Annotated in this window: 6 protein-coding genes; 3 read left to right on the forward strand and 3 right to left on the reverse strand. The window is 74.0% G+C overall.

Annotated elements, in window-relative coordinates:
• From IE249_RS39960 to IE249_RS05980, 3 genes are all read left to right on the forward strand, one after another.
• Positions 1-144 (forward strand): aromatic-ring hydroxylase C-terminal domain-containing protein (locus IE249_RS39960; RefSeq protein ID WP_189703668.1); only part of this gene is annotated, 144 nt, incomplete at its 5' end.
• Complete coding sequence (locus tag IE249_RS05975; RefSeq protein ID WP_189703669.1) at positions 141-503, forward strand: antibiotic biosynthesis monooxygenase family protein; 363 nt, start codon at positions 141-143, stop codon at positions 501-503. The genes IE249_RS39960 and IE249_RS05975, both read left to right, overlap by 4 nt.
• A gap of 53 nt (positions 504-556) precedes the next feature.
• A complete protein-coding gene (locus tag IE249_RS05980; RefSeq protein WP_189703670.1) occupies positions 557-2143 on the forward strand; it encodes a multicopper oxidase family protein in 1587 nt (528 codons plus the stop codon).
• A 73-nt stretch (positions 2144-2216) separates the two neighbouring features.
• Here the strand turns inward: IE249_RS05980 and asnB are convergent, their stop codons facing one another.
• The 3 genes from asnB to IE249_RS05995 all read right to left on the reverse strand — a co-directional run.
• Positions 2217-4070 carry an asparagine synthase (glutamine-hydrolyzing) gene (asnB, locus tag IE249_RS05985; RefSeq protein WP_189703671.1) on the reverse strand — a complete coding sequence of 618 codons (1854 nt, stop codon included), beginning with the start codon at positions 4068-4070 and terminating at the stop codon, positions 2217-2219.
• Positions 4071-4110: 40 nt separating this feature from the next.
• On the reverse strand, positions 4111-5742 hold the full coding sequence (locus tag IE249_RS05990) for an FAD-dependent oxidoreductase (protein ID WP_189703672.1): 1632 nt from the start codon (positions 5740-5742) through the stop codon (positions 4111-4113).
• Between the two features lie 80 nt (positions 5743-5822).
• Positions 5823-5937 (reverse strand): adenosylhomocysteinase (locus IE249_RS05995; RefSeq protein ID WP_189703673.1); only part of this gene is annotated, 115 nt, incomplete at its 5' end.

A 5937-nucleotide genomic window follows, 5' to 3' on the forward strand; every position in this document is an offset into this window, starting at 1 on the left:
CAGGGCGCCGTACTGGTGCGGCCCGACGGAGTGGTCGCCTGGCGCTGCACCGAGGCGCCGATCTTCACCAGGACCGTGCTGCGCGGCATCACCAAGCGGGTGCTCCGGCTGGACAGGCGGCCCGCGGAGAAGAGGACACCATGACCCAGACCCCACCGGCCGGGGACCAGGACGCCGGGCAGCCGCTGCGGGTGATCCTCCGCATGGAGATCCACCCGGAGATGGCCGCCGACTTCGAGCGGGTGTGGCTGTCGGTGGGCGAGTCCATCGCCCGCGAACCCGCCAACCGCGGCCAGACGCTGGTGCGTTCCACGGATGAGGAGGGCGTGTACTACGTCCTCACCGACTGGGCCGGCGAGCGTGCCTTCCGCGACTTCGAGGTGAGCCAGCGCCACACCCTGCACCGGCAGCGGCTCAAGCCGTACCGGCGCGGCGGCGACATGGCCGTCACCGAGGTCGTGCACCGGCTCGAGCCGGCGTCGAGCGAGCCTCAGGAGGCGTGATCGACAGTGGGGAGCCGAAGGGCCGCCCTTCCCGGACCCCACTAGGAACCGTCATGACGAAAGCCCCCCGCCTCCCGCGCCGCAGGTTCCTGCTCGGCGCGGGAGGCCTCGCCGTGGCCGCCGGAGCCGGCTGGGGCGCGACCTTCCTGACCGTCTACGGCGACCGCCGGCGCAGCAACGTGGGCAAGCTGTCCTTCCGCAACGCGCTGCGGATACCCGAACTGCTCGACCCCGCCCCCTCCGCCGACGGCCGCCGCCACTACCGGCTCACCCTGGCCCCCGGCACCAGCGAGCTGCTGCCCGGCCGCCGCACCCCCACCTGGGGCGCCAACGGCCCGTATCTCGCGCCGACTCTGCGCGCCCGGCGCGGCGACCGGGTCGCCATGACCGTGCGCAACCGGCTGCCGGAGGCCACCACCCTGCACTGGCACGGCATGCTGCTGCCGGCCCGCATGGACGGCGGCCCGCACCAGATGATCCCCACGGGCGCCGACTGGCAGCCCTCCTGGACGGTGCACCAGAGCGCCGCCACCCTCTGGTACCACCCGCATCCGCACGGCTCGACCGGCTCGCACGTCTACCGCGGCGTCGCCGGAATGATCATCCTCGACGACGAGCACGGCGACCGCGCCGCCCTGCCCCGCACCTACGGCGTCGACGACGTGCCGCTCGTCATCCAGGACAAGAACTTCCACGCCGACGGCACCCTGGACTTCACCGAGACGAAGCTCGCCGAGACCATCGCCGGCGCCGACAACCTGGGCGTCCTCGGCGACACCATCCTCGTCAACGGCACTTACGACCCGTACTTCCGCGTCACCACCCGGCGTGTGCGGCTGCGCCTGCTCAACGGCTCCAACGCCCGCGTGTACTGGCTGGGCTTCACCGACGGCCGGGTCTTCCACCAGGTCGCCACCGACGCCGGACTGCTGGAACGGCCGCGCGCCCTGCACCGGCTGCTGCTCGCCCCCGGCGAACGCGCCGAGATCGTCGTGGAGTTCGCGCCCGGCGACGAGACCGTGCTGCGCGGCTTCGAGCCGTCGCTGCACCTGGGCTTCCCCACCGAGCGCTTCATGGGCGGCGACGACACCTTCGACATCATCGCCCTGCGCGCCGCCCCCCGGCTCGAACCCTCACCCGCGCTGCCCGCCCGCGTCGACGGCGCCCCCGCCCCCGTGGCGGCCCCGGCCGGGGCCCGGCGCCGGCACCTCGAGTTCACCGGCCTGCAGATCAACGGCCGCACCATGGACATGGGCCGGGTCGACGAGGTCGTCCCGGCCGGCACCACCGAGATCTGGGAGGTCGAACGCGGCGACGACTGGGTGCACGTCTTCCACGTGCACGGCGCCGTCTTCCATGTCCTGGACATCGGCGGCAAGCAGCCGCCGCCGTACGCCCGCGGCCCCAAGGACACCTTCTACCTGCACGAGTTCGGCACCGCACGGCTCGCCGTCCGCTTCGACACCCTCACCGACCCGAGGGCGCCGTACATGTACCACTGCCACGTCCTGCGCCACGAGGACGAGGGCATGATGGGCCAGTTCACCGTGGTGGAACCGGGCACCGAGGACCGCGCACCCAGGACCGTCCCGTACGACATGCCGCACGGGGATCCGGACGGCGCCTCCCACCACCACTGAACGGGGGACGCGCGAGGCCCCCGGGGACGGAGCCCTGTCCCCGGGGGCCTCGCCGTAGCGTCCGGCGGGCGGGTCAGAGCACCAGCCGGATCCCGTACCGCCGCAGCCAGGTGTTCAGCTGGAGCGGCAGTTCCACGTTGGCCCGCCGCGCCCACCGGTTCAGGCCCTCGGGGTCCTTCAGCGTCCTGCGCACCGCGGCCACGTCCAGCAGCGGCAGCACCGGCGCCTGGGGGTCGTCCAGCAGCGCGTGCATCTCGTTGCGCAGCGCCTGCTCGTAGCCCGGGTCGAGCGTCACCGGGTACGGCGTCTTGCGCCGCTCCACGACACTGCGCGGCAGCACGTGCCGCACGGCCGCGCGCAGCAGGCTCTTCTCCCGGCCGTCGAAGTTCTGCATCGCCCAGGGCAGGTTGTAGGCGTACTGCACCAGCCGGTGGTCGCAGTAGGGCATGCGGACCTCCAGGCCGACCGCCTTGAACAGCCGCTCGGTGTGCCCGTTCTGGTTCTCCATGAAGTTGGTCAGGTGCACCCAGCACAGCTCCCGCATGTGCCGCTCCTCGTCCGGGGTGCCCGGCAGGTGCGGGGCCTCGGCCACCGACTCGCGGTAGCGCTGGGCCGCGTAGTCCAGCGGGGCGAGGTCCTTGAGCAGCGACTCGTCGAACAGTCCGCAGCCCAGGCCCTTGGCGTCGTCGCGCACCACACCGCGCGCCACCCACGGGAAGGTGTCCATGCGGGACTCGACCGGGTCGCGGTTCCAGGCCACGCCGTGGAACAGCGAGTCGGCCGCCTCACCGGTCAGCACCACCTTGGTGTCCCGCTCGCCCACCGCACGCGCCAGCAGGTACAGGGAGGTGTTCATGTCGCCGAGCGGGGTGGGGCAGTCCTTGGCGCGCAGCACCTGCCAGCGCGCCACCTCGTCGCTCAGCTCGGCCGGGTCCAGCACCACACCGGTGTGGTCGGTGTCCAGGTGCCGCACCACGTCGGCGGCGTACGGGGCGTCGGGCGACTGACGGGTGTCGGTGGCCTGGAAGTTCTCCGCGTGCCGGGCGAAGTCCACGGTGAAGGTGCGGATGCGCCGCCCCGACTTGCGCAGCTCGCGGTCCGCGAGGCCGACCACGCCGCTGGAGTCCAGGCCGCCGGACAGCAGCGAGCCGACGGGCGCGTCGGTGCGCAGATTGCGCTCGATGCTCTCCTCCAGCAGGCCCCGCACGGTGTCCACGGTGGTGTCGAGGTCGTCGGTGTGCTCGGCCGCGTCCACCCCCCAGTAGCGGGTCAGCCGGGTGCCGTCGCGGCCCGCCACCAGGTGGTGCCCGGCACGCAGCCGGCGCATCCCGCGGTACGGGGTCACGTGCGGGGTGCCGGAGTAGGTGAAGATCTCCCGCAGTCCCTCGGCGTCGACCTCGGCCGGCACCAGCGGGTGAGCGAGCACCGCCTTGGCCTCGGAGCCGAACACCAGACCCGTGGCGGTCGGGTAGTACACCAGCGGCTCCACGCCGAGCCGGTCGCGCACCAGGAACAGCTCCTCGCGGCGGGCGTCCCACACCACGCCCGCGAAGGTGCCCTCCAGGCGCTGTGCGCAGCCGGTGCCCCACTCGAGGTAGGCGTGCAGCAGCGTCTCGGTGTCGCCGCCGGAACGGAAGCGGTGGCCGCGCCGGGACAGGGTGCCGCGCAGCTCCTCGTGGTTGAGGATCGAGCCGCTGTGCGCGGCCACCGCGACGGTGTGCCCGTCGTGCTCCAGGGCGACCGGCTGCTTGCCGCCCTCCGGGTCGAACACCGCGAGACGGCGGTGGCCCAGCGCCACCCGCGGACCGGTCCAGACGCCCTCGCCGTCCGGTCCGCGCAGCGCCGTCGTCGCGGCCATGGCCAGGACGGTGCCGCGTTCCCGGGTCAGGTCCCGGGACCAGTCCACCCAGCCGGTGATTGCAGACATGCTCACTCCCTAGTGTCGCGGGGTGCGCCGGCGGGGCCGGTCACCGCGCCAGCAGCGCCTTCAGTACGTCGTCGAGCACGGCGTCGGGCTCGCCGGCGGCGGTGGGGGAGCGCCAGGCGACCACGCCGTCGGGCCGCACCAGGACCGCGCCCTCGGCCCCCACGCCGTACGCCGGTCCCCAGGCGCCCGACGGGTCGCCGAGCGCGCCGTCGCCGCCCACGCGCAGCACGCCGAGCGTCAGCCCGGCCCGCTCCGCGGCGGCCCGTCCGGCCTTCTCCCAGGCCGCGCCGTCCGGCCCGGCGAGCAGCACCGGCGTACGCGTGAACAGGTCGAGCGCCGAGATCTCCCGCCCGTCGCGGGTGAGGACCACGTGCGGGGCGCGGGTGCCGGGCAGCCCCCGCGGATCCGCGAGCCACACCCCCTCCGTCTCCGGGTCGCCGGGCCCGGGCAGCACCGCCGCCGAGCGGTAGCGCCAGCCGAACCAGATCTCGGGGTCGGCGTGGATCGCCGGGTTCGCCGGGGCCGGCTCCTTCTCCGCGAGCCGCGGCCGGTCCTTGGAGCGCAGCACCGCCTGCTCGACGGTGGCCGCGCACACCGGCCGCCGCTCCGGGTCGTAGCTGTCCAGCAGGCCGGGCCCGGCCTCGCCGCGCAGCACCGCGGCCAGCTTCCACGCCAGGTTGTGGGCGTCCTGCACACCGGTGTTGGAGCCGAACGCCCCACTGGGCGGCATCACGTGCGCGGCGTCGCCCACCAGGAACACCCGGCCGGATGAGAACGCCGTCGCCGTGCGCCCGGCGGCCTCCCACGGGATCGCGCCGAGGACCTTCACCTCCAGGTCCGGCACCCCGGCCGCGCCCCGCACCAGCTCCCGGCAGCGCTCCTCGTCGAAGGAGGCCGGGTCCTCGGCGGCGGGGTCGAACACCACGTGCAGCAGCCAGCGCCGGGAGTTGTCCAGCGGCATCAGCGCACCGCGCACGGTGTCGTTGAACGTGTAGCACATGATGAACCGGCGCTCGCCGAGCTGCTCGGCGAGGTCCGCCTCGAAGTGCACGTTGAGGAAGTGCCCGGTGGTGCCGGGCCCCTCGAAGCCGATGCCCAGGGCGCGGCGCACCGGGCTGCCCGGCCCGTCCGCGCCGACCAGGTGGCCGGCGGTGACCGTGCGGACCTCGCCCGACTCCCGGTCCCGCAGCCGCGCGGTCACGCCGTCCGCGTCCTGCGTGAACGACTCCAGCTCGGTGAAGTACGCGAAGCGCGCCCCGAGTTCCTCCGCGCGCCGCCGGATCACCGGCTCGAACTCGTCCTGGTGGCACAGGCACCAGCCGGTCGGGGACAGCGCGCTCAGATCGGTGCGCACGTCCATGAAGTACTGCTCGTGCAGGGCGCCGAGCTGGTGACCGGCCAGCGACCGGGCCGCGAGGACCCCGCTGTTCCCGGCCAGCGCACGCGCCGACTCGGTGGCCCGCACCTCCGCCTCCAGGCCGGCGGCGCGCATCAGCTCCATCGCCCGCGGGTTGATGCCCCGGGCGCGCGGGTGCGGCGACATCCCGCGGTGGCGCTCCACCACCAGGCAGGGCACCCCGTGCAGGGACAGGAACAGGGCGGTGGACAGGCCGCCCAGTCCCGCGCCCGCCACCAGCACCGGGACGTGCTGCTTCTCCTGCTTCCAAGACACGTGCTTCCTCCTCCGAGCGGACTGCCTCCAGCGTCGGGGCGAGGGGTCGGGGCGCGATGGAGCAGGACTGGAAGCCCGGCTCAGTAGCGGTAGTGGTCCGGCTTGTACGGGCCGTCGGCGTCGACGCCGATGTACGCGGCCTGCTCGGGACGCAGCCGGGTCAGCTTCACGCCGAGGGCGTCCAGGTGGAGGCGG

It is taken from the genome of Streptomyces anandii JCM 4720 (assembly GCF_014650655.1).
Classification (GTDB): domain Bacteria; phylum Actinomycetota; class Actinomycetes; order Streptomycetales; family Streptomycetaceae; genus Streptomyces; species Streptomyces anandii.

Coding starts and splice junctions, on each gene's coding strand:
- IE249_RS05975 (WP_189703669.1), top strand. CDS start 141: ATGACCCAGACCCCACCGGCCGGGGACCAGGACGCCGGGCAGCCGCTG.
- IE249_RS05980 (WP_189703670.1), top strand. CDS start 557: ATGACGAAAGCCCCCCGCCTCCCGCGCCGCAGGTTCCTGCTCGGCGCG.
- asnB (WP_189703671.1), bottom strand. CDS start 4,070: ATGTCTGCAATCACCGGCTGGGTGGACTGGTCCCGGGACCTGACCCGG.